This is a genomic window from Candidatus Nitrosopumilus koreensis AR1, assembly GCF_000299365.1.
Classification (GTDB): Archaea; Thermoproteota; Nitrososphaeria; order Nitrososphaerales; family Nitrosopumilaceae; genus Nitrosopumilus; species Nitrosopumilus koreensis.
In genome coordinates this window covers 1,457,078-1,483,035 of record NC_018655.1, presented here as the reverse complement: position 1 = coordinate 1,483,035, position 25,958 = coordinate 1,457,078, and the positions used below count along the sequence as shown (strand labels likewise).

Annotated in this window: 33 protein-coding genes and 1 tRNA gene; 29 read left to right on the top strand and 5 right to left on the bottom strand. The window is 34.6% G+C overall.

The genetic code is table 11. The features are described from left to right. The first annotated feature begins 31 nt into the window (after nucleotides 1-31). The 4 genes from NKOR_RS08845 (at nucleotide 32) to NKOR_RS08830 (ending at nucleotide 3,319) form a co-directional block, all read left to right on the top strand. Nucleotides 32-1,297 carry a hypothetical protein gene (locus NKOR_RS08845; protein WP_014964009.1) on the top strand — a complete coding sequence of 422 codons (1,266 nt, stop codon included), beginning with the start codon at nucleotides 32-34 and terminating at the stop codon, nucleotides 1,295-1,297. A 76-nt stretch (nucleotides 1,298-1,373) separates the two neighbouring features. Then, nucleotides 1,374-2,132, top strand: coding sequence for a rhomboid family intramembrane serine protease (locus NKOR_RS08840; RefSeq protein ID WP_014964008.1), 759 nt, complete (start codon nucleotides 1,374-1,376; stop codon nucleotides 2,130-2,132). 33 nt (nucleotides 2,133-2,165) lie between these two features. After that, nucleotides 2,166-2,342, top strand: coding sequence for a tautomerase family protein (locus NKOR_RS08835; protein WP_014964007.1), 177 nt, complete (start codon nucleotides 2,166-2,168; stop codon nucleotides 2,340-2,342). 170 nt (nucleotides 2,343-2,512) lie between these two features. Continuing rightward, nucleotides 2,513-3,319 (top strand): carbon-nitrogen hydrolase family protein, encoded by an 807-nt coding sequence (locus NKOR_RS08830; RefSeq protein WP_014964006.1) that lies wholly within the window; start codon nucleotides 2,513-2,515, stop codon nucleotides 3,317-3,319. On the opposite strand, the gene NKOR_RS08825 is transcribed toward NKOR_RS08830, so the two are convergent. Then, nucleotides 3,303-3,761 carry a DNA topoisomerase gene (locus NKOR_RS08825; protein ID WP_014964005.1) on the bottom strand — a complete coding sequence of 153 codons (459 nt, stop codon included), beginning with the start codon at nucleotides 3,759-3,761 and terminating at the stop codon, nucleotides 3,303-3,305. The two genes, NKOR_RS08830 and NKOR_RS08825, sit on opposite strands and share 17 nt — an antisense overlap. Before the next feature lie 47 nt (nucleotides 3,762-3,808). On the opposite strand from NKOR_RS08825, the gene NKOR_RS08820 reads away from it, so the two are divergent. From NKOR_RS08820 to NKOR_RS08765, 13 genes are all read left to right on the top strand, one after another. Continuing rightward, the gene (locus NKOR_RS08820; protein WP_014964004.1) at nucleotides 3,809-4,972 is read left to right on the top strand and encodes a thiolase domain-containing protein; all 1,164 of its coding nucleotides are present in this window, start codon (nucleotides 3,809-3,811) and stop codon (nucleotides 4,970-4,972) included. Between the two features lies 1 nt (nucleotide 4,973). After that, entirely contained in the window at nucleotides 4,974-5,339 is a 366-nt protein-coding gene (locus NKOR_RS08815) for a Zn-ribbon domain-containing OB-fold protein (protein ID WP_014964003.1), read from the top strand. A 71-nt stretch (nucleotides 5,340-5,410) separates the two neighbouring features. Next, nucleotides 5,411-5,572 (top strand): hypothetical protein, encoded by a 162-nt coding sequence (locus NKOR_RS10130; protein WP_182126295.1) that lies wholly within the window; start codon nucleotides 5,411-5,413, stop codon nucleotides 5,570-5,572. A 136-nt stretch (nucleotides 5,573-5,708) separates the two neighbouring features. Further along, nucleotides 5,709-7,874, top strand: a complete 2,166-nt coding sequence (gene nrdD, locus NKOR_RS08810) for an anaerobic ribonucleoside-triphosphate reductase (RefSeq protein ID WP_014964001.1) — start codon at nucleotides 5,709-5,711, stop codon at nucleotides 7,872-7,874. Between the two features lie 205 nt (nucleotides 7,875-8,079). Continuing rightward, complete coding sequence (locus NKOR_RS08805) at nucleotides 8,080-10,731, top strand: adenosylcobalamin-dependent ribonucleoside-diphosphate reductase (protein ID WP_016939417.1); 2,652 nt, start codon at nucleotides 8,080-8,082, stop codon at nucleotides 10,729-10,731. A 46-nt stretch (nucleotides 10,732-10,777) separates the two neighbouring features. Continuing rightward, complete coding sequence (locus tag NKOR_RS08800; RefSeq protein WP_014963999.1) at nucleotides 10,778-11,905, top strand: beta-galactosidase; 1,128 nt, start codon at nucleotides 10,778-10,780, stop codon at nucleotides 11,903-11,905. Nucleotide 11,906: 1 nt separating this feature from the next. Beyond that, nucleotides 11,907-12,575 (top strand): ribosome biogenesis protein, encoded by a 669-nt coding sequence (locus NKOR_RS08795; protein ID WP_014963998.1) that lies wholly within the window; start codon nucleotides 11,907-11,909, stop codon nucleotides 12,573-12,575. A gap of 22 nt (nucleotides 12,576-12,597) precedes the next feature. Continuing rightward, nucleotides 12,598-12,671, top strand: a tRNA-Gly gene (locus tag NKOR_RS08790). An 83-nt stretch (nucleotides 12,672-12,754) separates the two neighbouring features. Continuing rightward, a complete protein-coding gene (locus tag NKOR_RS08785) occupies nucleotides 12,755-13,021 on the top strand; it encodes a ribonuclease P protein component 4 (protein WP_187146205.1) in 267 nt (88 codons plus the stop codon). Between the two features lie 31 nt (nucleotides 13,022-13,052). Further along, nucleotides 13,053-13,505, top strand: coding sequence for a 30S ribosomal protein S19e (locus NKOR_RS08780; RefSeq protein ID WP_014963996.1), 453 nt, complete (start codon nucleotides 13,053-13,055; stop codon nucleotides 13,503-13,505). Between the two features lie 6 nt (nucleotides 13,506-13,511). Then, nucleotides 13,512-13,793 (top strand): DNA-binding protein, encoded by a 282-nt coding sequence (locus tag NKOR_RS08775; protein ID WP_014963995.1) that lies wholly within the window; start codon nucleotides 13,512-13,514, stop codon nucleotides 13,791-13,793. Between the two features lie 42 nt (nucleotides 13,794-13,835). Beyond that, a complete protein-coding gene (locus NKOR_RS08770) occupies nucleotides 13,836-14,915 on the top strand; it encodes a zinc-binding dehydrogenase (RefSeq protein WP_014963994.1) in 1,080 nt (359 codons plus the stop codon). Between the two features lie 7 nt (nucleotides 14,916-14,922). Then, the gene (locus NKOR_RS08765) at nucleotides 14,923-15,777 is read left to right on the top strand and encodes an HpcH/HpaI aldolase/citrate lyase family protein (protein WP_014963993.1); all 855 of its coding nucleotides are present in this window, start codon (nucleotides 14,923-14,925) and stop codon (nucleotides 15,775-15,777) included. A 1-nt stretch (nucleotide 15,778) separates the two neighbouring features. Here the strand turns inward: NKOR_RS08765 and NKOR_RS08760 are convergent, their stop codons facing one another. Beyond that, on the bottom strand, nucleotides 15,779-16,390 hold the full coding sequence (locus NKOR_RS08760; protein WP_014963992.1) for a hypothetical protein: 612 nt from the start codon (nucleotides 16,388-16,390) through the stop codon (nucleotides 15,779-15,781). 55 nt (nucleotides 16,391-16,445) lie between these two features. On the opposite strand from NKOR_RS08760, the gene NKOR_RS08755 reads away from it, so the two are divergent. From NKOR_RS08755 to NKOR_RS08705, 12 genes are all read left to right on the top strand, one after another. Continuing rightward, entirely contained in the window at nucleotides 16,446-16,796 is a 351-nt protein-coding gene (locus tag NKOR_RS08755; RefSeq protein ID WP_014963991.1) for a response regulator, read from the top strand. Between the two features lie 59 nt (nucleotides 16,797-16,855). Beyond that, complete coding sequence (locus NKOR_RS10125) at nucleotides 16,856-16,999, top strand: hypothetical protein (RefSeq protein ID WP_016939415.1); 144 nt, start codon at nucleotides 16,856-16,858, stop codon at nucleotides 16,997-16,999. 65 nt (nucleotides 17,000-17,064) lie between these two features. After that, entirely contained in the window at nucleotides 17,065-17,769 is a 705-nt protein-coding gene (locus NKOR_RS08750; RefSeq protein ID WP_014963990.1) for a tetratricopeptide repeat protein, read from the top strand. A gap of 54 nt (nucleotides 17,770-17,823) precedes the next feature. Further along, nucleotides 17,824-18,408, top strand: a complete 585-nt coding sequence (locus tag NKOR_RS08745) for a riboflavin synthase (RefSeq protein WP_014963989.1) — start codon at nucleotides 17,824-17,826, stop codon at nucleotides 18,406-18,408. 78 nt (nucleotides 18,409-18,486) lie between these two features. After that, nucleotides 18,487-19,152 carry a 3,4-dihydroxy-2-butanone-4-phosphate synthase gene (gene ribB / locus NKOR_RS08740; protein ID WP_014963988.1) on the top strand — a complete coding sequence of 222 codons (666 nt, stop codon included), beginning with the start codon at nucleotides 18,487-18,489 and terminating at the stop codon, nucleotides 19,150-19,152. A 2-nt stretch (nucleotides 19,153-19,154) separates the two neighbouring features. Further along, nucleotides 19,155-19,571, top strand: coding sequence for a 6,7-dimethyl-8-ribityllumazine synthase (gene ribH / locus NKOR_RS08735; RefSeq protein WP_016939414.1), 417 nt, complete (start codon nucleotides 19,155-19,157; stop codon nucleotides 19,569-19,571). Beyond that, nucleotides 19,568-20,320: a GTP cyclohydrolase IIa gene (locus tag NKOR_RS08730; protein ID WP_014963986.1), complete on the top strand. Its 753-nt coding sequence runs from the start codon at nucleotides 19,568-19,570 to the stop codon at nucleotides 20,318-20,320. The genes ribH and NKOR_RS08730 overlap by 4 nt, the downstream gene beginning before the upstream one ends. Next, a complete protein-coding gene (locus NKOR_RS08725; RefSeq protein ID WP_014963985.1) occupies nucleotides 20,314-21,504 on the top strand; it encodes an amidohydrolase family protein in 1,191 nt (396 codons plus the stop codon). Before NKOR_RS08730 ends, NKOR_RS08725 begins: the two co-directional genes overlap by 7 nt. After that, nucleotides 21,491-22,147, top strand: a complete 657-nt coding sequence (locus NKOR_RS08720) for a 2,5-diamino-6-(ribosylamino)-4(3H)-pyrimidinone 5'-phosphate reductase (RefSeq protein WP_014963984.1) — start codon at nucleotides 21,491-21,493, stop codon at nucleotides 22,145-22,147. The genes NKOR_RS08725 and NKOR_RS08720 overlap by 14 nt, the downstream gene beginning before the upstream one ends. Nucleotides 22,148-22,183: 36 nt before the next feature. Next, complete coding sequence (locus NKOR_RS08715; protein WP_014963983.1) at nucleotides 22,184-22,474, top strand: hypothetical protein; 291 nt, start codon at nucleotides 22,184-22,186, stop codon at nucleotides 22,472-22,474. Between the two features lie 95 nt (nucleotides 22,475-22,569). Continuing rightward, on the top strand, nucleotides 22,570-23,127 hold the full coding sequence (locus NKOR_RS08710) for a hemerythrin domain-containing protein (protein WP_014963982.1): 558 nt from the start codon (nucleotides 22,570-22,572) through the stop codon (nucleotides 23,125-23,127). 2 nt (nucleotides 23,128-23,129) lie between these two features. Continuing rightward, entirely contained in the window at nucleotides 23,130-23,417 is a 288-nt protein-coding gene (locus NKOR_RS08705; RefSeq protein WP_014963981.1) for a hypothetical protein, read from the top strand. Nucleotides 23,418-23,560: 143 nt separating this feature from the next. Here the strand turns inward: NKOR_RS08705 and NKOR_RS08700 are convergent, their stop codons facing one another. The 3 genes from NKOR_RS08700 to NKOR_RS10705 all read right to left on the bottom strand — a co-directional run bounded on the left by NKOR_RS08700 (nucleotide 23,561) and on the right by NKOR_RS10705 (nucleotide 25,955). Beyond that, nucleotides 23,561-24,952, bottom strand: coding sequence for an NAD-dependent succinate-semialdehyde dehydrogenase (locus tag NKOR_RS08700; protein WP_014963980.1), 1,392 nt, complete (start codon nucleotides 24,950-24,952; stop codon nucleotides 23,561-23,563). 39 nt (nucleotides 24,953-24,991) lie between these two features. Further along, complete coding sequence (locus NKOR_RS08695; RefSeq protein WP_014963979.1) at nucleotides 24,992-25,396, bottom strand: hypothetical protein; 405 nt, start codon at nucleotides 25,394-25,396, stop codon at nucleotides 24,992-24,994. A gap of 241 nt (nucleotides 25,397-25,637) precedes the next feature. After that, complete coding sequence (locus NKOR_RS10705) at nucleotides 25,638-25,955, bottom strand: hypothetical protein (RefSeq protein WP_016939846.1); 318 nt, start codon at nucleotides 25,953-25,955, stop codon at nucleotides 25,638-25,640. Nucleotides 25,956-25,958: the final 3 nt, after the last annotated feature.

The following is a 25,958-nucleotide window of genomic DNA, read 5'->3' as shown; positions in this document are numbered from 1 at the left end:
TTACACTACTTTGTTTAGGCCTAAAAGCACTATGAAAACAACGCGTGATTTGAAGATATCATCAATTCATTCTAAGATATCATACAAAACTCTTCTATTTGGAATCATTTTATCCATATTTCTTGTTCCGCAGATAGCATTTGCTGATGTCTTTATTCCAACAAATGAATACACTGGTTACTATGATTATCAAGGCATTTTTACTGTTGTTGGAAATGTCAAAAACCAAAATGATTTTGCGTTGATTCCAACCATCACAATTTCTGTTATTGATGATGCAACAAAAATTACTAAAGAACTTGTTCATGTGCCAATCCCTGCAATGACTGACATTCCTTTTAAAATAAAATTCCCCGATATACGTGGTGAAAATCCTGAATTGTTAGATGCAGAACTAAGTTACACTAAAACTGAAAAAGATCGTATTCCAATTCAAATTATCTATGACAAAACTTTGATCACTCATGATGATGGACATGTTACTGGAAAAATTGAGAATGTTGGAAATCATACAGTATACAATCCAAAAGTGTATGCTATTGTTCATGGTTATGAGAAGTTTATCTTAGATGTTGCCCACAATATTGAGCCAATTGAAAAAATTGAACCAGGACAGATTCTAGATTTTACTATCTATCCAGATCCATCTGTCTCTGAACCAGTACGTTTCTACTCTTGCTTTGCGCCAGTTGATACTACTGTAATTCCTGTAACTGTAAAGAAAAATGATGGTGATTTTGATTTTAGATATGACTCAGGAGCATGGTATTCAGCTGCAAAATTTGATGAGTCTGGTACAACAATGACTATCAAAGGCTACAATAGTTATCCATTAGATACATATGCTAATTTTGAATTTGCTCCAATTTCAGGAAATGAAAAATTTTCTATTACTATTGATGATGAGCCTATAGAATTTATTCAAAGCATAGATGAGATGGGGTTCTGGCATGTTGCATTTACAGTTGGACCGCAATCTCAAGGTATTTTGAAAATTTCTGGTTTTGATGAAGGATTGCCTCCAGAACTACCTACAATTCCTGCATGGATAAAACAAAATGCAGATTGGTGGGCAACTGAACAAATTTCTGATTCAGAATTTCTTGAAGGAATTGATTTCCTCCTTAAGAAACAGATTGTATCTGTTCCAACACGTGAGATAGTTTCTGAATCACAATGGAGAATCCCTGCATGGGTACAAACTCCTGCAAGTTGGTGGTATGAAGAAAAAATTTCTGATGAACAATTTCTAAATATAATTGAAAATCTTGTTGAAAGGAAAATAATTATAATTTAGTTAAAACATTTGACAAATAATTTATAATTTAATTAAAAAATCTTATTATACAAATTTCATTCAAGCTAAATAACTAATGCTACCATTAAGAGATGAAAACCCACATCCACCAGGATTCAAACCAAAAATCACAATTGGATTAATTATACTAAATGTCGTAATTTTCTTTTATGAAGTAGCTGTTACTGGTCAATTCTGGGAATTTTCAAACCAAAATGCTGCATTCATGTTTTTTGAATGGGGTGCAGTTCCTAGTTGCATTACTGGTTTCTCATCAATGATTCAGCCGGGAATTGCTTGTCCTGACACTCCTTACTTTTCGTTACTAAGTTCAATGTTCATGCATGGTGGCCTGATGCACTTGGGTGGTAACATGTTATTTTTGTGGATATTTGGCGATAATATTGAACTAAAATTTGGTAAGGCAAAATTTCTTTTAATTTATCTTGCATGGGGAATTGGTGCAGGTTTAGCTCACATTGTAATTGATCCAACAAGTTCTATTCCTGCAGTTGGTGCATCAGGAGCAATATCTGGTATACTTGGTGCATACTTGGCAATGTTCCCACGAGTTAGAATTACTACATTCCTTATGTTGGGATTTTTCTGGAGAATGATGCACATTCAAGCTAAGTGGTTCTTACCATTCTGGTTAGTCTTCCAAAATCTCTTACCATTCTTCATAGGTGGTTTTGGTGTTGCTGGTGGTGGTGTTGCATATATGGCACACATTGGAGGATTCGCAATAGGATTTGCAAGTGGATATCTCTACAAAAAGACACATAGTTCAGAGTACACATACGGTACAAGATACGGATACAGACCAGATTATTGAAAGCATAAATTCCTGAATCTAGTTTGTGTCTTCATGCCATTGATTACAGTATCAATGTATCCTGGAAGATCTCAGGAACAAAAAGACGAATACGCAAAAGCAATCACAAAATCAGCAGTTGAGATTCTAAAAACAAAAGAGAATCACGTAATTGTTGTTTTTGAAGACAATCCTAAAGAAAATTGGTTTTTGGCAGGAAACCAACTTTAATTATTTTTAAAAAAACTGACTGGAATAACTTCTATCCCGTCGTAGGATGACATACACACACTATGGTCGGTGTAATTTTAGTAGAGCAACTTTGCATAATAACAAAATGGTACATTTTACGATTGTACCAACAGTTTATCCTTTTATTGTGATATGATTAATGATTCTCAATGAAAGCTGCAGTTGTACAGTTCAAAGCATCAACTAACAAAGAAACCAATCTAAAGAAAATTATTTCATACATAAAAAAAGCAGCTTCAAAAAATGCAACACTGAGTGCATTCCCAGAATTTATGATGTTTTATACAAACTCTACTCAAACACCAAAACAGCTTGCCAATCTTGCTGAAACCATTAATGGAAACTTTGTAAAAACAATTGCAACTACTGCCAAAGAAAATCATATTCAAGTTGTTGGTTCGTTTTATGAGAAGAGTAGAAAAAAAGACAGAGTCTATGACACTTCGTTTGTAATTGACAAAACAGGTAAAGTAATCTCTACGTACCGAAAAATTCACCTCTATGATGCATTAGGCTTTAGAGAATCAGACAAGATGGCATCAGGCTCAAAGATTGCAAAGCCTGTAAAGACAACGTTGGGAAAAATTGGAATGATGATCTGCTATGACCTACGTTTTCCAGAAATGTCACGCTCGCTTGCAGCAGCAGGTTCTGAAATACTAATTGCACCATCAGCATGGGTAAAGGGAAACATGAAAGAAGAACATTGGATTACAATTAACAAAACACGTGCAATTGAAAATGGTTGCTATGTCATTGCACCTGATCAAGTTGGCAATATTTACTGTGGAAGAAGTATGGTAGTCGATCCTTATGGCAAAGTCTTACTTGACATGAAAAAGAAACAAGGAATAGGATATGTTGATATTGATTTGAAAAAGGTAAAACAAACACGCAAAGTCTTACCACTACTAAAGAACAGAAGAACAGATGTTTATCCTACTTTGAAGGCTTGACTCTGCTTTTGCAATTAAAGTTAGAGCATTGCTTTGACCACTTTTGTTTTCGTGAATAACGAAATATTACCATCGGCCATTTACATACATCACACGGACTCTTTGTTGCTCTAAGCTTTGCCTTTTGAAGTAGAGGTGAGGATGCTTTACATCCACCATAAAAATTAGAACAACCCATGAATCTTTTTCTTGTTGTTTTAGAACGAATTACCATTAATTCTCCCAGTTTGCATTGGGGACATGGAACAAGTCCGTTTTTTGGAGAATTTGTTCCAAGAATCATGTATTTTTTATCTTTTGAAGACCAAGAGAGATACCCGTTACTATCTAAATACTGGATGATCTCTTTTTTGAAGATGCTAGTTTTTGACTTTGTAGTTTTTACTGAATGTCTGACAACAGTCTTTTTGATCTGGATAGTTTGAAGTTTCTTTGATGGCATGTTCTATGATGAATTTACTAATACGATTTTTATAGGGACTTGGGTCAGTGACATTTGTGGAAAAGGTTTGTGTTCTTGGCGCAGGCAGCACCAAATATGGCAAATTAGCCGATAGTATAGCAGATATCACTACTCAGGCATCAGTTGCAGCCATAGAGAGTGCAGGAATTTCACCTAAAGATATCAAAGCATCCTACATCTCAAACGTATTTGGGGTTGCAGACAAACAGGTACACATTGGTCCTGTCTTGATGAGCCGATTAGGAATTCCCGACAAACCATCATTAACAATAGAGTCTGCATGTGGCAGTGGTTCTGTATCGTTTAGAGAAGCATACGCAAATGTCGCAGCAGGATTTTATGATTGTCTTTTAGTTACTGGCGTTGAAAAAGTAACCCACACAGGAACTGAATGGACAACAACATACTTTGCATACTGTTCAGACTTTTTCTATGAAGGCCAGGCTGGTGCATCATTTCCAGGATTGTTTGCATCAATGGCAAGAGCTTACATGACAGAGTTTAACACAACTGAAGAAGATTTTGCAAGAGTTGCAGTAAAGAATCATGATAATGGTTTCTTAAATCCAAAAGCTCACATGCAGAAAAAAATTACTATTGATGATGTAATGAATTCTGCAGTAGTCGCAAGTCCACTAAAACTTTTTGATTGCTGTCCATTTTCAGATGGAGCAAGTTCAGTAATTCTATGTTCAGAAAAGTTTGCAAAAGAACATGGCGGTGATTATATTGAAGTGATTGGTTCTGGTCGTGGTGGTTCTCCTGCTGCATTACAAGGACGTGATCACATGACAACAATTCCAAGTACAAAACTTGCAGCAGCTGATGCATACAAGATGGCAGGTATCACTGCAAAAGATGTAGACTTTGCAGAAGTGCATGACTGTTTTACAATTGCAGAGGTTGTTGACACTGAAGACTTGGGTTTCTTTGAAAAAGGAAAAGGTGTTCAAGCAGTTCGTGAAGGCCGAACAAAATTAAATTCTGATATTTCAATTAATCCTTCAGGAGGTCTAAAGTCAAAAGGACATCCAATTGGAGCTACTGGTGTTGGACAAGTAGTAGAAGTGTATGATCAATTAACTGGAAACGCTGGTGCAAGAACTGTTAAAGATGCAAAGATTGGTTTAACTCATAATTTTGGTGCAACTGGTGCAAGTTGTGCTGTTCATGTTTTTCAGAGTGTGTAAAATGTCTGTTGAAGAACAAGTAATTGAAAACGCCAAAAATGGTAAACTCCTAACTCACAAGTGTACTGATTGTGGATATCTTCATCTCTCTACAGCATATTTTTGCCGAGAGTGTGGCAGTAAGGGATTTGAGGATGTGCTTTTGGAGGGTACTGGCGAAATTGCCACTTATACCATAATTACTGTGGCTCCTGCAGGCTTTGAGAAATATACTCCATATGCCTTTGTTGTGCTCAAACTGGATAATTCTGATTTGAGGATTTCAGGATTTATGGCAGGAATTGCTACCCCTTCTGATCTTCCGGTTGGGACTAGAGCAAAAATTACTGGTTTCGATGAAAGAGGAATCATCATCGAAAAACAGTAAAAATATTTGTTTGAATTAATTAAAAAAAATCAGAATCGATTCTTAATTATTTTGCATCAATGATCATTATCATGTCTGTAGAAGTTACATGTGGAAAATGTGGTGAAAAGATCACAAACATGAAGATGTTAAAATCTCTAAAAGATGTAATGAATCCTTATAGTGGAAAGTGTCCGTCATGTGGACAGAAACTCTCTACATCGGAATTTTCATTAGATGTTCAAGAAAAATGATCTATGTTATCTGATCTTTTTCATAATTTTTCAAAATTAGATCTAAAACCCTTGTATGCATTTAGAAAAATGATCAAAAACGATCCAAATTAATACTGTCATAAGTCTTAATTAGTGCTTTTTTTTAGAAAGGTACATGAAAATGAGTGATGAAGAACTAGAATTAGATCTTGAAGGTGATCTAGATGTCGAAGACGATGATCTAGATGCAGACTTGGATGACGATTCGGATTCATCAAAACGGGGTGGCATTTTACAGTCTACCTCAAAACGTGTCAGAATGATCTTCTCTGTAATGGCAAGCCCTAACAGAATCGATATCTTAAGAATCCTAAATTCAAAAGGTCCTTTAACTTATTCAGAACTAAAATCACTTGCCGGTTTCAAATCAAAAAAAGAAAGTGGAAAATTTGCATACCACTTGAGAAAATTACTTAGACAATCACTAGTTGCATTAAACAAATCTGAAAGACGTTATACAATTACAAATCTTGGAAAATTAGTTTTGAGCTTAGCAAGACAAATCGAAGAAAGATCAATTATTGAAAGTGGAAAGATGTATGTTAGAACATCACATGAATCCATTGAAGAATTTAATTCTCATAAAATCATTCAGTCACTTGTTCGTGAGGGTAGTCTTCCACTTGAACTTGCACAAAAAATTACTGAAGAAGTTGAAAACAGAATTTACAAGTATCAGACTACCTATCTTACAGGCTCGCTTATCAGAGAAATGGTGAATTCTGTGCTCCTTGAGCACGGTCACGAAGAATATCGTAACAAGCTTGCACGCCTAGGCTTGCCTGTTTATGATGTTCAAGAGATGATTACCAACTTAGATAATGTAGATAACGGTGCTGAAGGTCTCTTGTTTAAAACAGGACAAAGAGTTTTTGCTGAACATCTTCTTACAAACATCTTACCAAAAGATGTAGCCGACTCTCATCTCTCTGGTGATCTACATATTGCAAATCCTGGTGTATGGTCAATGATTCCTGATACAGTTTTTGTTAATGTTAAAGAGTTAATTGAAGATGGAATAGATCTTGGTGGAAAGTATCTTGATGTCTCAAGAATTCCTGCATCAAAACAATTAGACGAAATTACCAGTGCATTGTCTGTTGTAATCTCACTTCTTTCAAAAGAAGCTTCACAAGAAATTGTACTTGATGGATTAGTTCAATTATTTTCAAAACATTCAAAGTCACTTCCAGAACTAGAACAAAAATTAACTGCAGCATTTGCAACTGCATCTACAACTTCCAAATATAACAAATCAAGTACTAATGTTTCAATCAGATTGCAACTAGGATCTGATACAAAAATAATTAATTCAATTATTAATGCATATCAAAACTATGCAAAGATCACACCAATTCCAAAAATTGGTTTGATCATAGACAATGAAAAAGGAAAGATTACTGATGTCTCTGAAGCTGTATCCGAAATAATTTCAATTGGTGGTAAAGTTATGTTTGCTAAAGGACAAACATCAAGTTACGGAGTTACAAACGGCTCAACCAAAAGTTCTGGTCCACTATCAATTATGCTCCAATCAGTATCAATTAACCTTCCAAGATTAGCATTTGAATCAAACAAAGATGAAACTTACTTTAGAGCAAGATTGGCATTGTTGATGAAACCAGCTTTGTCATCTATGGCACTAAGAAAGAAAGACATCTCGGATCTGACAAGACGCGGACTGAATCCCATCTTGGCTAAAAACACCCAGTACATGCAAAGAAGCACTGTTTCACTAGTCATTAATTTAGTGGGCCTCAAGGAGGCAGTCTTTAACATTCTTGGATTCAAGGATAATAAGGAAGGGCATGAAATCCTTCACAAGGTAATTGAGACCGCAGTTGATGTTGGAGCCAAAAAAGGCAAAGAATTAGGTGATCCTGTGGCTATTTGCATGACTGAGACTGAGAGTTCTACTCGTTTTGCAACCCTAGATGGTGAGAAATACGGTAAAAACTCCTCTTTGAACTCTATGGATGGCGATTCTTACTCAGAAGGAATAGAAATTAGTGCATCTGAGATCTCTGACTATACTAACAAAAGCGAGCCAATATCTGAATGCAACAAGCTCTCAAAGCTGCTTAACGGAGGATTGTTTGTAACGTTGAAAATCGCAAAGGATGCTAAGCCTGCAGAAATCAAAAAGGCAATTGAGAAAGCATCAGAACTTACGACTTCCTTTAAACCTGTTCAAGAGATTGCAATATGCGGTGAATGTGGGTTCAAGGACGAACCCTTTGATGACAAGTGTCCAAAGTGCAAGTCTCCGTACGTTGTCTGAATTTCATAACTGAGCAAACTAGTTACGATCATTTTTGAAAACTTTTTGATCTGTTTCAGACCTGTACGATCATCGTCTACTGTGCAAGTTATGCCGTTATGAAATTCATAGTACCGTTGTCAATTTTATTGAACCGAATTTTTAGACAAAAACTGACAAACCATTTATACTCTCATTGATCATAACCCTCTACGGGGAGATTATAATGGATAATTCACAAATAGAAAATACGATCAGTGAGATCCGTAAGCGCAGTGGCGCAGTTACGGCTTTCAATAAAGATAAAATTTCAAATGCCATATTCAGGGCATTGGCTGCCACCTCTAAAGCCGACCGTGGCCTAGCCGACCAGTTAGCAGATAATGTTGTTAACAAATTAGTAGAACAAGGATTTACTAGTTCTAGAACACCTACAGTTGAAGACATTCAAGATATTGTAGAGTCTACTTTGATTGATAGTGGTAATAGCGATATTGCTAAAGCCTACATTGTTTACAGACATGAGAGACGAAAACTAAGAGACGAAAAGATGAAGGTCCTAAATCTAAAGGCCTTAGATCCAGTTTCCAAAAAGTTTGACTTGAACTGTCTCAGAGTCTTAGCATCAAGATACCTTTTCAGAAATGGAAAAAATGAGATTATTGAGTCTCCAACTCAGATGTTTGAGAGAGTTGCAATTCTTGTAGGGATTGGTGATATGTTGTATGATGCACAAGTATTTGACAAGTCAGGGCACACTACTCAAGACGTAGAGGAAGCAAAATCTTATCTTGAAAAACTAGATGCCTTTGATTACAAATTCAAAGTTGGAGATTACTTCTTCAACAAATGGCATTTCAGATCACTCATCAACCACTATGTGACTCTTGCAGGAAAGGGTCAGATGAAAGTAAGCTTCAAAGAACTTTTGACATTGCTTGCAGCTAAAAAACTAGACAGCTATGCAGACAAAATCACAGAATACTTTGATCTGATGGTTGCACAAGACTTTTTGCCAAATTCACCAACAATGATGAATGCAGGTGGCAGACTAGGTCAACTCTCTGCATGTTTTGTGCTTGGAATGAATGATGGCATGGAAGAAATCATGAAATCAACTTCTGATGCAGCATTAATCTTCAAATCCGGTGGTGGAGTGGGAATAAACTACTCTGATCTTCGTGAAGAAGGTGATATTGTAGCTTCTACATCAGGCGTTGCATCAGGTCCAGTGTCATTTATGAACATCATTAACACTGTAACTGAAGTAGTAAAGCAAGGTGGAAAGAGACGTGGTGCTAACATGGGAATTATTGAAGCATGGCATCCAGATGTTGAAAAGTTCATCACAAACAAAACAGAACCTGGAGTTTTAGAAAACTTTAACGTCAGTGTAGGTATTTGGGAGGACTTTTGGCATGCACTTGTAAATACCAGTGATGGAAACTATGTCTTACGTAGTCCACGTGACAAAAAACCAGTCAAAGAAATCAATGCACATCAATTAATTGATTTGATTGCATTGTCTGCATGGAAGAGTGCAGAACCTGGTTTGATCTTCTTTGATCAAATTAACAAATACAACGTGTTTGCAAAAGCAAGACAAGCACCATTACGTGCAACAAATCCTTGTGGTGAACAAAGTCTTTACCCATACGAATCATGCAATCTTGGTTCAATCAATTTGGTAAATCTTGTCAAGAGACAAGCAGATGGAACCTATGAATTTGATTGGCAAAGATATGAGGAAACAATCAGAAAGACTACTAGATTCCTTGATAACATCATAGATGTTAACAACTATCCAGTACCAGAGATCAACGTAGCATCAAAAGAATCTCGAAGAATTGGTTTAGGTGTAATGGGAGTAGCTGATCTGTTGTACAAACTAAGAATTCCATACAACTCCAAAGAAGGATATGAATTACAATCCAAACTCTCTGAAGCCCTAACATATTATTCCATGGAAGAAAGTGTAGCCCTTGCAAAATCTCGTGGTGAATTCCCATTGTGTTCTAAGACTGAATATCCTGAAGGAAAGATTCCAGTTGCAGGTTATTATGAAAAACCAAAAGAATCCCACTCCTATGAATGGGATGCATTGATTGAAAAAATAAAGGAATACGGAATAAGAAATGTCTTGACTACAACTGTAGCCCCAACAGGTACTCTGTCAATGATTGCAGACTGTTCAAATGGAATGGAACCTGCATTTGCATTGGTCTTTGAGAAGAGAGTTACTGTAGGAAGATTCTTCTACACAAACAAAATTGTTGAACAAGTCCTAAAAGAAAATAATCTATACACAGATGAAATTCTTGCAAAGATTGCAGACAACTATGGTTCATTGAAAGGGATCGAAGAAATTCCTCAATGGATGCAAGATGTCTTTGTCACTGCAATGGATATTCACTGGTCTGATCACCTTATGGCTCAAGGTGTATGGCAAGACTGGATTGGAAATGCAATTGCAAAAACAATCAACATGCCATATGATGTAACTGCAGAAGATGTAAAGTCAGCATATCTGTTAGCCCATGAAATTGGACTCAAGGGAATTACAGTTTACCGTGATGGCTCTAGACACAAACAAGTTCTTCACATGACAAGTGAGAATGCTCAAAAAATATTTGATGTTACTCCTAGTGAACATGTGACAGAATATGTTACAAAACAAATAACAAATCCCTACATCAAATCCCAAGTTAATGCAGCACTTGCATTAAAGGTACATGATGAAGAAATAAAATCTGAACCCATTCAATCAGAGGAAGTTTCAGAAGATCGTCTGTGCCCAACATGCAAAAACAATCTTGTATTTGTAGAAGGTTGCAGTATCTGCATTGAATGCGGATTTAGTGGTTGTACGTCTGGATAAATAACAGAATCACAACTTTTTTACTTTCTTTTCTTTTTGAGTTCTTATGGATAAGAAGATTCTAGGCGTGACTGTAGGTGTAGCCGTAGTTATAGCTGTAGTTATAGCAATTGCAGCTGGAGTTCTTAGCATTCCAGATACTGAAGTTATTCCTCAAAAAACTAATGATAAAATTGGACTAGTCATAAATCCTCCAACTCAATCTGTAACACTGCAAGACCTAGATGAGATCTATTCTACTGCATCTGAATCTGGTATTGGACGAAGCAACGTCTATCTTTTCTGGAATTTAGTTGAACCAGAGCGTGGGGAATATGATTGGCAATATTCTGATGCACTGATGAGCTTTAACAAAAAAAATGATCTCAAAGTTACACTTTACTTTTCAATAATTAACGGAGAAACTCTTGGACCTTTCCCAAGTTGGATTGGAAACCCACCAATTCAATCTCTTAGAGAAGATAGAGTAGTTAGCGTACTTGATGCAATTTTATCACGATATGACATTATTGATACAGTGATTCTTGCAGGACAAACAGAATCTCAATTCCGATATCATGAACAAAACATTCCTGCTTACAAAGAACTGTTCACAGGAGTGTATGACCAAATCAAAGAAAAACATCCTGATGTAAAAATTGGAAATTCATTTGCATTACACCAAGTTTTGAGTAAGAACTTGAGATATATCGTAACTGATCTAGATGTTGGTGATTTTGTAGCATTTTCTTACTCTCCTGTTGATGTCCTAAATGAGATGGTAAAAACTCCACAACAAGCAAAAGAAGATTTAGAACAAATTTTTGATTTGGCAGGTGAGAAAAAGGCTGCAATCTTTGAGATTAGTTGGAGCACATCTGACTTTGTTGGTGGAAGTGAAGACTCTCAGACTGAATTTGTAGGAAAATCTTTTGAATTTTATACAGAAAATGAATCAGAGTTGGAGTTTTTTACTTGGTATAGACAATATGACAAGCCAGAAGGAACTTGCTCATTTGAAGCACAGGATATTGGAGAAAGCAAACTTGAGATTGGCGGTTCTGGTTTTGGAAGTAGTGAGCATGTAATTGAGAGACTAAACCATTACGTCTGTAATGCAGGATTATTTGATGAGAACGGCAATCCAAAACCAAGTTGGAATGAATTTAAAAATCAAATTCAAATGATAAACTAAAATGATTTCTTTAATTCTAGCAGAATCTGCATTAGAGCTTGTACCGTCTGAATTAAAACACCATCCATCTGTAATTTCCCATGCAAGAAAATTGGGAAAACATCCATCTGAAATTCTATTGGATAATTCATGGCATTTTGCAGCAATGAAAGGAATTGACAATGAATTGAAAAGAGGACGGCCAGACCTTGTACATTTTTCAATACTTGAAGCTACAACAATTCCACTTTACCAAAAAAATAAAATCAAATTTTATGTTCATACAGTTGATGATAAGGTAATTTCTTTTGGATCAAATGTGCATGTGCCAAAATCATATCATCGATTCGAAGGTTTAATTGAAAAATTGTATAAAGAAAAAAAGATAATTGCAAATAATAATGTCCTACTTGAAATCAAAGACAAAACATTTCCAGAACTAGTAGATGAAATAAACCCATCAAATGTACTGGGGTTTTCTACCAAAGGCGACTTGAACTCTTATGAAAAAATTGCTGCCGATATTTCAAATGACTCCTGCCTTGTATTTGGGGGATTCCAAAAGGGACACTTTTCAGATATAATTGAAAAAAAGTTCACTCAAATGTATTCGGTTGGCGATGAATCCTTTGAAGGACACACTGTAGTTGCCAGAATGCTGTATGAGTGTGAAAAAACCATTTTTATGTAGGACTCAAAATTTGCATTCTGTTGCAGTCATAGTATAGCCTGGTTAGTATTCGGGGTTTCCAACCCTGTGACGCGGGTTCGAATCCCGCTGACTGCATCTTTTCTAATAACAAGTAATTTTTAGGTGTGACCTCAGAAATTATTGTGAAACCTGCAGTAAGAAAACTTGCAATGGAGAGAATGCACATTCTAATAAAAAATGCAATCAGTAATGCAAAAGAAAATCCCAAACTCTCTCAGCGCCAGGCACTTCTTGCTAGAAGGATTAGTACTAGACACAAAATCCGAATGCCTTATGAGCTTAGAATGGTTTTTTGTAAAAAATGCAAATCATTCATTGCCCCTGGAGTGAATTCTAGAATCCGTTTAGGTAGAGCGTCTGTCAAGTCGATCAGAATATCTTGCTACTTGTGTGGGCATACTTATCGTAAAATAATATCTCAATGATTTATAAGACGATTCTCAATTTTTTGTCTTCATGGCAAAGGTGTATGACGTACCAGCAGATGTGCTGATAGGAAAACTAGCTGATATTTTAAAAAATGAGGATATTCCAGCACCTTCTTGGATTCCATTTGTAAAAACTGGAGCTCATGCTGACAAACCACCACAAAACCGTGATTGGTGGTATACAAGATGTGCTTCAATTATGAGAAAAATTTACCTTCACGGCCCAATTGGAATTAACGAATTAAGAAAAGATTATGGTGGTGGCAAACCATCTGGATATGGTGCAGCTCATCACAAAGATGCTGGCGGCGCAATTATTAGAAATGCCATTCATGGATTAGAAAAATTAGGTTATCTGGAAAAAGTTGAGAAAAAAGGTCGTGTAGTTTCTAAACATGGTATGCAAAAACTTGACAGACTGGCAACAGAAATTCTAAAAGAAATGATTGTTGAAAATCCTCAATTGAAAGTTTACACTTGATTCAAAATGAGTTTTCCTGATTCAAACGATTTTTCTCAAGATAATAACGATCACGAGCAATCTGCACAAAAAGAACAAATTCTAAAACAGATTCTTGTGCCCGAAGCAAGAATGAGATTAAACAATATCAAAATGGTAAAGCCAGAATTAGCAGATCTTGTGGAGCAATATTTGATAGGAATGGCAACCCAAGGAAAAATTCCTGGCCAAATCTCAGACGATCAATTAAAGCAAATTTTGCTTTCTACACAACAACCAAAACGAGATTTCAAGTTCAATCGTGTCTGATCTCAGATAAAATATAATTATGGGAAAGGTACTGCTTTATCCATGAAAGCCGTTGTATACAATGAATATGCACCAGATGATGATTATGCTAAGATCCTTAAAGTCCAGGATATAGATGAACCAAAACCAAAAGCAGATGAAGTTGTTTTTAAAGTAAAATCTGCAGCCCTAAATTATAATGATATTTGGGGTATGCGAGGACAACCAGTACCTGTACCATTACCACATGTTTCAGGTTCTGATGCTGCAGGTGATGTCATCGCAGTTGGAGAGGATGTAAAAAATATCAAAGTTGGAGATAGAGTAGTTTCCCACTCAAACATGTCATGCAGAGTTTGTAAAGCATGTACGGATGGAAGAGAATTTGACTGTGTTAACAGAATGATTTGGGGATTCCAAACTGGTCCAACTTGGGGAGCTTATCAAGAAGTAACCCACTTACCAGAAGTTAATGTTTCAAAAATTCCTGAAGGCGTTTCATATGATGAAGCAGCAGCTGCATCAATGACAATTCTTACCTCTTGGCATATGCTAGTTGGTAGAGCCAAGATTACACCCGGTCAAACCGTACTTATTATGGGTGGTGGTTCTGGAGTAGGAAGTTTTGGAATTCAAATTGCAAAACTATACAATTGTGATGTTATTGCAACTGCAAGCCCAGACAAATTAGACAAATGTCTAGAACTTGGTGCTGATTATGCGGTTGATCACAGAAAAGATGATTGGCACAAAGAAGTAAGAGCAATTACCAAAGAAATTGCCAAAAAGAAAGGTGAAGTCCCAGGAATTGATGTTTCATTTGATCACATTGGTGAGACTCATTGGAACAAACAACTAACCTTACTCAAATATGGTGCTACACTAGTTTCATGTGGTGCAACAACAGGTTATGATGCACACACTGACCTGAGACACATCTTCTTTAAGGGAACTAACATCTTGGGTTCAACACAAGGAACCAAAGCCGAACTTGATCAAGCCCTTTACTGGATGGGTCAAGGAAAAATCAAAGCAGCAATTGACTCAACTTACACATTTGAGCAAGCAGCTGAGGCTCACACAAAGATGTTAACCGGTAAGGGACTCTTTGGCAAAATCTTAATGAAGCCAGAAGGCGCTTAGTCATTTAATGACTCAGCTCTTTCGTAGTCTCATTTTTGTTCCCGGAAATAATTCTAGGTTTCTAGAAAAAGCAAAAACGCTACAGGCTGATATTGTTTGTTTTGATTTAGAGGACTCTGTTCCAGATGCTGAAAAAACAACTGCAAGAAAGCTAATCAAGTCTGCACTCAAATCTAGAAAATCATACAAATCTTCAATTTTTGTTCGTACAAATTCTCCTCTGTCTGGCAAAATTCCTGCAGATCTTAAAGAAATTGTTCAAAAAGGAATTGATGGAATTGTAATTCCAAAGGTCAACAACACAACAGAACTCAAAAAAATTGAAAAAATAATTTCAGGGTTGGAAAAAACACGTAAACTAAAACCCGTGCAACTAATCCCTTCTATAGAATCTGCAGAAGGTGTTGTAAACACCTACGAAATAGCTTCTTGTAGTAAACGAGTATCAGCGGTAGTTTTTGGCGTATTTGATCTTCTCAATGATCTTGGAGTAGAATATACTAAAGAATCTGAAGGTGCAAAATACTCTAGAAGAAAAATTCCTGTAGATGCACGTGCAGCAGGTATTGCTGCAATTGATGCCATCTGGCAAGATCTTAAAGATACAAAAGGATTAGAAAAAGATTGCAAAGTTGGAAAAAGTTTGGGCTATTCTGGAAAAAGCATTATTCATCCTGATCATATTTCTGTAACTCACAAATTGTTTCATCCAAACAAAAGTGAAATTTTGTGGGCTGAGAAAGTTTGCAAAACCTATCTTGCATCAACAAAAAAAGGAAAAGGTGCTACTACTGTTGATGGAAAAATGATTGATGAGGTTCATTTTAAACAAGCAAAGGCACTACTTGACCTTGTTAAATAATTCATTCTAGGTTTTTAACAATAGATTTCATTGTTGTGCTTTTCTCAAATATTTTTTTAGGCACAATTCCACTGACTGTAAGTTTTTCTTTTTTAGCATCAACTAAAATTTCTTGAAATACGCATTGAATTTTTGAAATTTTTTTGCTTTCACTTAGGATTTTTCCTGTCTCTATGAAAAACCCATTGATTAATAGATTCTCTATTTTTCTATACCCTGAGGTTTTGGGAACTCCAGATTCTTTTATAATTTCAGGTATGGTATGTTCACTTTTTAAAATGTATAAAATCATCTTTCTGGTTTCATCGTCTCCAAGTATGTCTAAAATAAAATGAATTAATTTTGAATTGGTAATTGTAACATGATAGTTTTCTTTTAATTTTTTTATTTGGAATAGTTGTTCCAGACATTCCATTTCAAATCTGCTGACATCTATTTCGGAATTTTTCTTGATAATTTTTAATAATGTCTGAAAGTGCTCCATTGAAAGTTTTATTGACATGCCATGTTCTAAAAACAATTCTCGTTCAATCTTTTTTAGCGTGTCAACATCAATTTTTTTCTTAATTATTGATGGTAATGATAATGAAATTAATTTGTCTAATCCTGCCATGTGTGATATCTAAAGATGTAAGATATAAAGAACTTATAGCATTTTCATAAATATAATGAGCAAGTCTGTGATTATTGTCGATGATGATGAAGATACTGTTAGACTGTTTTCCGAATTTCTTGAAGAGAAGGGCATTAATGTTGTAGGAAATGGATTTGATGGTATCACCGCTGTTAAATTGTTTAAAAAATTAAAACCTGATGTGACTCTTATTGATCTCAATATGCCTAATGGTTCTGGTTTTTATGCAATTAAGAAAATTCAAGAAATTGAACCAACAGCACGGATAATTGCAGTTACTGCCGATACAAGTAGTCAGACTGAAGAGAAATTAGAAAAATTGAATGTGCCTGTAATCCAAAAACCCTTTAACATCGAACATGTCATCTCTAACATAAACAACTAATTCCCATTTTTGGGACATTTCATATAATGTTATATTATAATTATCATAATTTAACATAAATGGCCAAACGAGTAACAATAATGATTGATGATGACATCGATAAAAAACTTCGACTTCGTCAAGCAAAGTTAATTCAACAAGAACAAACTTCTTACAGCTATTCCAAAGTCCTAAACGAAACCATTCGTAAAGTCTTAAAATAGCTAAGAAATTTTCCTTTTTTCAGATTATCTTAAAGATGATGAAATTTTATTCTAATTGTTAGAAAATGGTTAATCTGCTAGACCCATGTAATGTCATTACTAGAATGTTTAATGCAGGAAAATATGAGGAGATGTACAATTATTGCAAGGGACTGCTTGAAAAAATCCCTAATGACATGGTTGCACTGCAAAATATCTGTCTATCCTTGATTTATCTACAAAGATATCAAGAAGCCATAAAATATTGTGATAGAGTTCTTGAAATAAAAGAATCAGATACTTATGCATTAAAAAATAAAATTTATGCATTAGAAAGTCTGAATCAATATGAACAAGTTCTAGAATTATGTGATCAAATTCTTTCTTTAAATCCCCGTGATTCTTGGGCTTTGAATAGTAAGGGTTTGTCTTTGAATGAATTAAATCGACACAAAGATGCGCTTGAATGTTATAACAAATCACTTGAAATAGATCCAAATGATGTTACTGCTTTGATGAATAAAGCTATATCTTATAGCCATTTGAGAGATTATGAAAGTGCAATAGAACTTTATGATAAGGCCCAATCAGTTGACTCTAGCCTCAAGGAAATTCCTCTTGCTAAATCAAAACTGTTTGAAAAATTAGGAAAGAAGGATGATGCATTTTTGGCTGCACAGGGAATTCTTAACAAAGATATGGAAAAAATTAAGATAGATGCAAAAGAAAACAAATGTTCTCTTTTCCATCAAGTTTGTGAAAATGAATTTAAGAAATTAGATGACAAATAATTTTACATGAAAATCATCTAAATCATTTTATACATGAATTTGTAGATAGTTTTGATGTTTACTGGAATTGTTGAGGGAATAGGTAAGGTAGAAAAAATTTCTAAAAATACAAAAAATAGAAGTGCAATACAAATGACTGTGAATCTGGGAAAACATGCAAAAGGACTTAAAATTGGACAAAGCGTTGCACTAAATGGTGTTTGCCTTACGGCAACAAAACTGTCAAAATCAAACTGTATATTTGAAATGATTGAAGAGACAACAAAGAAAACTGATCTTGGAAATCTTAAAGTTGGTGGAATAGTAAACATTGAACGAAGTTTAAAAGCCGGAGATAGACTAGAAGGTCATTTTGTTTTAGGTCATGTTGATGGAGTAGGAATTATCAAAAAAATTCTAAAAAAACCTAAAGAAGTTCAAGTTTGGTTTGAGGTACCTAAAAAATTAGCAAAGTATGTCGTGAAGAAAGGCTCCATTGCAGTTGATGGGATAAGCCTGACTGTAGTTGACATTAAAAAAAATCTTGCATCTGTATCATTAATTCCTCATACAATTGAGGTTACAAATTTTCAAACCAAAAAAGTAGGCGACAAAGTTAATATTGAAACTGACATTCTTGGGAAATACATCCTAAAATAAACACGATAATCTACTACTTTAGTGGTAATTACCAATTTTTTAGTAAACTTTATAATCCGTTTGAGGATTTTTTTGTTTATGTCTCTTGAATCTGCATTACAATCTCTAAAAAGAGGAGAGTTTGTACTTTTGTTTGATTCTGCAGGAAGGGAAAATGAGATTGACATGGTAGTAGCTGCAGAATTTGTTACTCCTGAACATGTTGCTAGAATGCGTCAACATGCTGGTGGATTACTTTGTATTGCAATAGATAACAACTTTGCAAATTCATTAGAACTAAAATATATGCACGAAATTTTATCTGATTCCTCAATTCCAAATAAGGAGATGATCATGGGACTGGCACCTTATGGTGATCATCCAACATTTTCATTGTCTGTAAATCATTATCAGACTTATACTGGAATTACTGATAATGACAGATCTTTGACTATAAGAGAAATGGCAAATATCTATAATGTTGAGAACAAACAAAAAAAGTTCGCATCATCATTTAAAACTCCTGGACATGTTCCTTTGTTAATTGCATCAAAAGGTTTGTTAGCAGCACGTCAAGGACATACAGAGATGTCCGTATATCTTGCACAGATTGCAGGTTTGACTCCTGTAACTGCAATTTGTGAAATGATGGATGCTGAAACATATACTGCATTATCTGTTGACAAGGCAGAAAAGTTTGGAAAACAAAATGGAATTCCATTAATTGATGGAAAAGAACTATTAGAATACGCTAAGGTGCATTAATTTTGAATATTGCTATAGTGGTTTCGGAATTTAATGACAAAGTGACATCTAGGATGTTTTCAGTTGCACAAGAAAAAGCCAATTCTTTAAAGCTAAAAATAACTTATACTTGTTCTGTACCTGGTGCATATGATATGCCTATCATTGTTGATGCTTTGTTGCAAAAAAGTGATGTTGATGCAGTAGTTACCTTAGGTGCAATTATCAAGGGACAAACAAAACATGATGAGGTTATCTCTCATGCAGCTGCTCAAGCATTAACTGATTTATCTATAAAACACAAAAAACCAGTATCTTTAGGAATATCTGGTCCTGGCATGCAAGAAAGACACGCACATGCTAGAATAAGACCTGTAGCTGAACGTGCAGTGGAAGCTGTAGTAAAAATCTCCTCTGAACTAAAAAGGATTCAAAAATGATTCAGTTAAGCATTCTAAAAATAACTGGTTATGGACCATGGACTTTGACTCTGGGCAGTGATAGAGAACATGAACTTCAAATGCTTCAGGCATCTCTTTACAAACAAGTACAAAAATTATTTTCTGAAAAAAATTGTCTTGTATTTCTTAACAGATTTGATGAATTCTTTGTTGTTTCAAATGGTCTTGGGCTAGAAGATCACATCCAAATTCAAAAAACCCTTGAAAAATCATTTGAAATACATCTGGCCATTTCAATTGGATTTGCTGAATCTCCATTTGATGCAAATCTGAAAGCATATGAAGGCAAGAAAAATAACATTATTCTAGATAAACAATACAACATTTTTGGTTTTGTAAATGATACATCTTCCTCCAAAGTTACTATAATGCATTTAGATGTTGATGATCTTACTTCTAGGAGAACGACAAACTCCCCATACGAAATATCCTCAATAATTTTTCAATTGTATTCAAAAATGTCAAAATATTTCTTGGAAAAAAATTCACTGACATTTTTTATGGGTGGTGATAATTTCATGGTGGTTGCAAGTGATGATGCAAAAAACTCTGTCCAAAATTTCATCAATATGATAAAAAATGATGATAACATTTCTTTGAATTGCGGTATTGGTAATGCAAGTACTTGTAGAGAAGCTGTAAAACTAGCCACAAAGTCACTAGATACTATTCGTGAAATTCGAGATTCAGGAAAAGAAAAACCTGAAGTTTATGAATTATCATGTTAATCAAAAATATTAGCCTACTACTAGGAAAAGAATTAGATTTTGTTTCACAAACAAATATTCAAATCAAAAATGGAGAATTCAAGCGAATCCAACCTAACATAAAACCAAGTACTAAAGAGGATTCTGTTGACTGTGAAGGACTATTACTTATTCCTGGATTCATTAATGCACATACTCACATAGGTGATTCTATTGGAAAGGATGTTACACTTGACAGTTCTGTAGATAAAAAAATACATCCTGTTTTTGGAGCAAAATCAAAAATTCTAAAAAACACACCTCCTGAGAATTTATCAAATTTTATGCAAAATACTTGCCACTCTATGATTAGAAAAGGCATTACCACTTTTGTTGATTTTAGAGAAGGGGGATTAGATGGTGTGATTTTATTAAAGAAAACATTATCCAAACTCCCCATTCGATCAATAATTTTGGGAAGAGTAGATTTTTACCAAGATTCACTTGAAATTAAAAAAAATCTACCTATTCCAAAAGAACAAGCCAAAAAATTGCCTTTGATTCTTCAAAAATGTGATGGATTGGGTATAAGTGGAGCAAACGAAAATAGTAATTCAGTTCTTAATCATTACTCTAAAACATCAAAAATCAGAGCAATCCATTCTTCTGAAACCAAACAAAGCGTATCAAAATCTAAAAAGATGACTGGAAAATCTGAAACAATTCGGGCATTGTCTCTAAAACCCCATTTTCTTGTACACATGACTTATGCATCAAAAAGTGATTTACGTGCTGCAGCAAAAAAAATCAGAGGCATTGTTATTTGTCCAAGAGCTAATGCCTCTTTGGCTGAAGGGATTCCTGACATCACTTTAATGCAAAAAGCAGGTTGTACGCTAGCATTAGGCACAGATAATGTAATGATAAACTCACCTGATATGTTTAGAGAAATGGATTATCTTTGGAAAGTCACAATGGGCATTCATAAAAAAAGAGTTAATCCTAAAGAAATTCTAAAAATGTCCACGGTAAATGGTGGTAAAATACTGAAAAAAAATATCGGAATAATTGAAACTGGAAAGATTGCTGACTGTATATTTCTTGATAAACATGCATTGGATTTAGAACCAATACATGATCCTTATGCATCAATTGTTCATAGAGCATCTGAATCTGCAATAAAAGCTGTCATGATTGGAGGAAAAATCGTACATGGAAAACTCTAGACCTCATGTTATTCTTAGTGCAGCAATATCTGTTGATGGAAAAATTGCAACAAAAACAAATGATTCAAAACTTTCATCTAAAGAAGATATCAAGAGACTACACAAATTACGTTCTAGTGTAGATGCAATTCTTGTGGGAAAAAATACTATATCTCGTGATAACCCTATGCTGACTGTTCGTCACACTAAAGGGCAAAATCCGACTAGGATTATTTTAGATTCTGAAGGAAGCATCTCTAAAACATCAAAAATTCTACAATCAAGCCACCAAGTTCCTACCATTATTGCAACATCTAAAAAAATTACTAACGCCAACCTTGCAAAATTACAAAAATTTCCCATTGAAATAATCACTGTTGGCAAAAATTCTGTTAATCTAAAATTATTACTAAAAAAACTCTCTGAAAAAAATATCAAAACAATCCTTGTTGAAGGTGGGGGAACCGTAAATTGGGAATTTGTTAAGCATGACTTTTTTGATGAAATGATTATCACCTTGTCACCATTCTTAATTGGTGGTGATGATTCTATATCCTATTTACGTGGTACAGGATTCAGCAAAATTTCCAATTCTCCAAATCTTAGACTCAAATCAGTAAAGAGGCTCAAGAATCATCTAGTTCTACATTATGAAAAGCTCTAAGTTCTTATACTTTATTTGAATTACAACTACAAGAAATTGGCGGTAAAAAAGAAAACAACCAAAAGAAAAACTACTACAAAAAAGAAGGCAGCACCAAAAAGAAAGGCAGCACCAAAAAGAAAGGCAGCACCAAAAAGAAAGGCAGCACCAAAAAAGAAAACTACTAAATCAAAAGCAAAGAAACCCGCATTTGGTGGATACTCCATTAGTTTTGCAGGTCGAAAAGAAACTGCTGAACAAATATTTGGCAACAAACCAATTGCTCCAAGTGAAATGACCAAAAAGATTTGGGCGTTTGTAAAATCAAAAAGCCTCTCTAATCGTTAAAACCACTCGTTAACGATAACTCGTTAACTAATTTCTATCTTTTAATTATTTTTGAAAAAATAAGATATAGATACCAGAAATTATGTAAAATCATCATGTCAACTGCATCATTAAGACGTGATCATGATTTAATTGAAAAAGTTATCAAAGCAATGGATGCAACTATCCAATTATTAAACGAAAATAAAAAAATTCCTGAATCTATCTTACTTCCTGTAATTGATTTTTCCAAAAACTTTACCGATGTTTGTCATCATAGTAAAGAAGAAAATTCTTTGTTTCCTGCATTAGAACAAGCTGGAATGCCAAAAAATATGGGACCTATAGCAATGATGTTGATGGATCATGAACGTTCTAGAGAAATTGGATCAAACATGGAGGCTTCTGCAAAAGAATACCTTTCTTCAGGTGATTCTACAAAACTGATTAGTGATATGAAACAATATGTTGAACATATCACAGAACACCTTTGGAAAGAAAATAATCGATTGTTTATGATGGCAGAAGCTCGTTTGCAATATGTAGCACAAAAGGTTGATGGTGAATTAAACGAGATTGAAACCGAAAAACTCAACGGTTTGGGAAAATCACGAAAACACTATGAAGATCTGGCTGAAAATCTCACACGAGATGTTGCTGAGCAAGGAAATTAGGCATGACTCTCAGCATATTTGGCCAAGTAATTGCTGTGAGAAAATTTGCAAATGGGGACATTGAATTCGATTTTTATCATGATGATGTGGTAACTGAGTACAGATATTCATCTGATCCCGGTCGCTTAGGAAATTTTCCAAAAGAATTGGCTGAAACTATAGTATCTACTTTATCTACTGATATCTGCATTGAGATTTTCTTTGAAGATGAAACTCCAATTTATGTAGAATTAGAAGAATGTGAAGATGATGAAGAATTTGACGAGGACTCCGTCCTTGAGGAATCATGAACTCTGAACGTATATCAAAGCTCAAGGCGTTCCTAAGATCTCATTGATCTTCACTCAACAATGTATGTCATCGAGTGTCCTCGTCAGTATATAATACGCTAAAATTATACTTAAAGGATCCTCATAATTTCAACTATGAAAAATTATTCTACGTAATGATGATGTGTCAAGTTGTCGTAGAATCTAACTGATTTTAGATTTACAAATTCTAACATCCCATATCTTGATAACTCTCTTCCAAAACCACTATGTTTTATTCCTCCAAAAGGAATTCTTGGATCTGAGATAACTACATTATTTACACTTACAATTCCTGATTCAATCCTTCTTGACATTTTATCTGCTTTTGCAAGATCTTGTGTCCATATACTGGCACCTAATCCAAATTCACTATCATTAGCCAATTTAATTGCCTCACTTTCATTTTCAACAATAGTTATTGGAGCAACTGGTCCAAATGTTTCTTCTTTTGCAATTCTCATGTCTGGTGTAATGTTTGTTAGAATTGTTGGTTTGTAGAAATATCCGTTACCTTCTATCTTTTCTCCTCCTAACAGTACTTCGGCACCTTTTTCCTTTGCATCTTCAACAATTCCAGAAATTGTTTCTAACCCGTCTTTATTAGAAATTGGACCAATATCTGTATCCATTGACATTGGGTCTCCTACTTTTAGTTGAGATGCTTTTTTGATAAACAATTCAATAAAGTCTTTAGCAATATTCTTGCCCACAAAGAATCTTTTTGAGGCTACACAACTTTGCCCACAATTGATAAATCTGCCTTTAACTGCGCCTTCAGCCGCTTTTTCTATGATGGCATCATCTAAAACTATGAAAGGATCACTTCCTCCTAACTCTAAAACACATTTTTTTAGATTCATGGCAGATCTTTCTCCAACTTTTGCTCCTGCATTAGTACTGCCAGTAAATGTCACTGCATTAACTTCTGAATCAATTAGATGGTTTGCAGAATCAACACTTCCAGTTACAGTTGAAAACACTCCCTCTGGTATCCCTGCTTCTGTGAATGCTTTTTCAATTTCAATTCCTGATTGCATGGTAATTCTGGATGGTTTCATCACAATTACATTACCTGCCATTAAACATGGAGCTGCAAATCTTAGAGCTTGCCAATATGGAAAATTCCATGGCATAATAGAACCAATTACTCCTAATGGTTCAAATGTAAGAAAACTCTTCCTTGCATCTGTGTTTAAGACTTCGTCTGAAAGAAAACTATCTCCATGATCTGCATAAAATTCCAAGGCCCAAGCACATTTTTCAACTTCACCAATTGATTCTTTGAGTGCTTTTCCCATCTCACTAGTTGCAATTTTTGCTAACTCTGTTTTGTTTTTCTTAAGGTGTTCAACTAAATTGTAAATGTAACTTCGACGTTTCTCATAATCTTTTTTCCATTCAGGAAATGCCCTTTTTGCTTTTCTAACTAATTCAAATACTTGATCTCTATCCATTGGTGAAAATGTGTTGATCTCTTTACCTGTAGTGGGATTTACTGTAGTAATTTGATTCAAGGTTTTTTGAAAACAATTTCTCCTATTTAATTTAGTAACCTAATCTTCAAGACTCTTAGTAAAATTTGAAAGTGTTTTGGAATATGAATTCATCATAATATGCACAAATTGGTCATATGATTTCATACCTGAAATTCTCATTTGATAGTACCATTTCAGATAATTGTCATAATTTTCAATCTGCTTTATCCAGAAATCTGTCATGCTGTCTGAAAATGATTTAATATGTTTCATGGAATTTTCGTCCGCATTTATTTTATCAAAAAATTCTTTTTCAGAAATAATACATGTTCCAAACACATCATCTAGCATGTGAAGATATTCTTTGTACATGTCTGAATATATTTGAAAATGAGATGGAATCTGCATTTCTAATTTATTAATTATTTTAGATGAATTATCTTTGAAAATATTACAAACTGAGGGTTCTGAATCTTGAGACATAAAGAAAATACCTCTAAAAAGTATTTAGTATTATCTCAATATAATTAGAAAATCTGCTGCATATCTTTTTTGATTTCATCAATTTTCTTTTGATATGCTTTTTTAGATTTATCGTTCTTTTTCAGATTTAGGACATTTCCACATGATGGACATTTGAACATGCCTTCAAGTGCATCTTCAAATGTTACTCTTGGACAATCTTCATTTCCGCAATGATAAAAATCAGATGCATTTTCATAATCTAGTCTTTGTTGTAATCTTTCTTCAATTTTCTTTTTTGGTTTTCAATGAAATGTTCTACTTCTTCTCTTCTAGTTCTCCATCTGTAAACAAACCATCCTTTTCTTTCATCTTTTACTCTAATTCCTGTGATTAGAGATTTACCAAAAAGATCATACAATACTTTTCTTACCATGTTAATTCTAAGACCTGTAGAACTTGCAATTTCTTCATCAGTTGCATCTTCTGCTTTTAGTAATGAACGAGCAACCTTGAGATATTCATCTCCTCCAATCATTGAGGCTATTCTAACAAAAGGATCTTCGTATTTGTCTACCAACTC

Excerpts from the sequence above, each read along its gene's own strand:
- NKOR_RS08795 (WP_014963998.1), top strand. The coding sequence starts at position 11,907 with ATGATTTCTTTAATTCTAGCAGAATCTGCATTAGAGCTTGTACCGTCT.
- NKOR_RS08840 (WP_014964008.1), top strand. The coding sequence starts at position 1,374 with ATGCTACCATTAAGAGATGAAAACCCACATCCACCAGGATTCAAACCA.
- NKOR_RS08765 (WP_014963993.1), top strand. The coding sequence starts at position 14,923 with ATGACTCAGCTCTTTCGTAGTCTCATTTTTGTTCCCGGAAATAATTCT.
- NKOR_RS08825 (WP_014964005.1), bottom strand. The coding sequence starts at position 3,761 with ATGCCATCAAAGAAACTTCAAACTATCCAGATCAAAAAGACTGTTGTC.
- NKOR_RS08800 (WP_014963999.1), top strand. The coding sequence starts at position 10,778 with ATGGATAAGAAGATTCTAGGCGTGACTGTAGGTGTAGCCGTAGTTATA.
- NKOR_RS08745 (WP_014963989.1), top strand. The coding sequence starts at position 17,824 with ATGTTTACTGGAATTGTTGAGGGAATAGGTAAGGTAGAAAAAATTTCT.
- ribB (WP_014963988.1), top strand. The coding sequence starts at position 18,487 with ATGTCTCTTGAATCTGCATTACAATCTCTAAAAAGAGGAGAGTTTGTA.
- NKOR_RS08725 (WP_014963985.1), top strand. The coding sequence starts at position 20,314 with ATGTTAATCAAAAATATTAGCCTACTACTAGGAAAAGAATTAGATTTT.
- NKOR_RS08805 (WP_016939417.1), top strand. The coding sequence starts at position 8,080 with ATGGATAATTCACAAATAGAAAATACGATCAGTGAGATCCGTAAGCGC.
- NKOR_RS08750 (WP_014963990.1), top strand. The coding sequence starts at position 17,065 with ATGGTTAATCTGCTAGACCCATGTAATGTCATTACTAGAATGTTTAAT.
- nrdD (WP_014964001.1), top strand. The coding sequence starts at position 5,709 with ATGAAAATGAGTGATGAAGAACTAGAATTAGATCTTGAAGGTGATCTA.
- NKOR_RS08815 (WP_014964003.1), top strand. The coding sequence starts at position 4,974 with ATGTCTGTTGAAGAACAAGTAATTGAAAACGCCAAAAATGGTAAACTC.
- NKOR_RS08760 (WP_014963992.1), bottom strand. The coding sequence starts at position 16,390 with ATGGCAGGATTAGACAAATTAATTTCATTATCATTACCATCAATAATT.
- NKOR_RS08835 (WP_014964007.1), top strand. The coding sequence starts at position 2,166 with ATGCCATTGATTACAGTATCAATGTATCCTGGAAGATCTCAGGAACAA.
- NKOR_RS08775 (WP_014963995.1), top strand. The coding sequence starts at position 13,512 with ATGAGTTTTCCTGATTCAAACGATTTTTCTCAAGATAATAACGATCAC.
- NKOR_RS08695 (WP_014963979.1), bottom strand. The coding sequence starts at position 25,396 with ATGTCTCAAGATTCAGAACCCTCAGTTTGTAATATTTTCAAAGATAAT.
- NKOR_RS08705 (WP_014963981.1), top strand. The coding sequence starts at position 23,130 with ATGACTCTCAGCATATTTGGCCAAGTAATTGCTGTGAGAAAATTTGCA.
- NKOR_RS08755 (WP_014963991.1), top strand. The coding sequence starts at position 16,446 with ATGAGCAAGTCTGTGATTATTGTCGATGATGATGAAGATACTGTTAGA.
- NKOR_RS08785 (WP_187146205.1), top strand. The coding sequence starts at position 12,755 with ATGCACATTCTAATAAAAAATGCAATCAGTAATGCAAAAGAAAATCCC.
- NKOR_RS08710 (WP_014963982.1), top strand. The coding sequence starts at position 22,570 with ATGTCAACTGCATCATTAAGACGTGATCATGATTTAATTGAAAAAGTT.
- NKOR_RS08770 (WP_014963994.1), top strand. The coding sequence starts at position 13,836 with ATGAAAGCCGTTGTATACAATGAATATGCACCAGATGATGATTATGCT.
- NKOR_RS08830 (WP_014964006.1), top strand. The coding sequence starts at position 2,513 with ATGAAAGCTGCAGTTGTACAGTTCAAAGCATCAACTAACAAAGAAACC.
- NKOR_RS10125 (WP_016939415.1), top strand. The coding sequence starts at position 16,856 with ATGGCCAAACGAGTAACAATAATGATTGATGATGACATCGATAAAAAA.
- NKOR_RS10130 (WP_182126295.1), top strand. The coding sequence starts at position 5,411 with ATGTCTGTAGAAGTTACATGTGGAAAATGTGGTGAAAAGATCACAAAC.
- NKOR_RS08845 (WP_014964009.1), top strand. The coding sequence starts at position 32 with ATGAAAACAACGCGTGATTTGAAGATATCATCAATTCATTCTAAGATA.
- NKOR_RS08780 (WP_014963996.1), top strand. The coding sequence starts at position 13,053 with ATGGCAAAGGTGTATGACGTACCAGCAGATGTGCTGATAGGAAAACTA.
- NKOR_RS08730 (WP_014963986.1), top strand. The coding sequence starts at position 19,568 with ATGATTCAGTTAAGCATTCTAAAAATAACTGGTTATGGACCATGGACT.
- NKOR_RS08720 (WP_014963984.1), top strand. The coding sequence starts at position 21,491 with ATGGAAAACTCTAGACCTCATGTTATTCTTAGTGCAGCAATATCTGTT.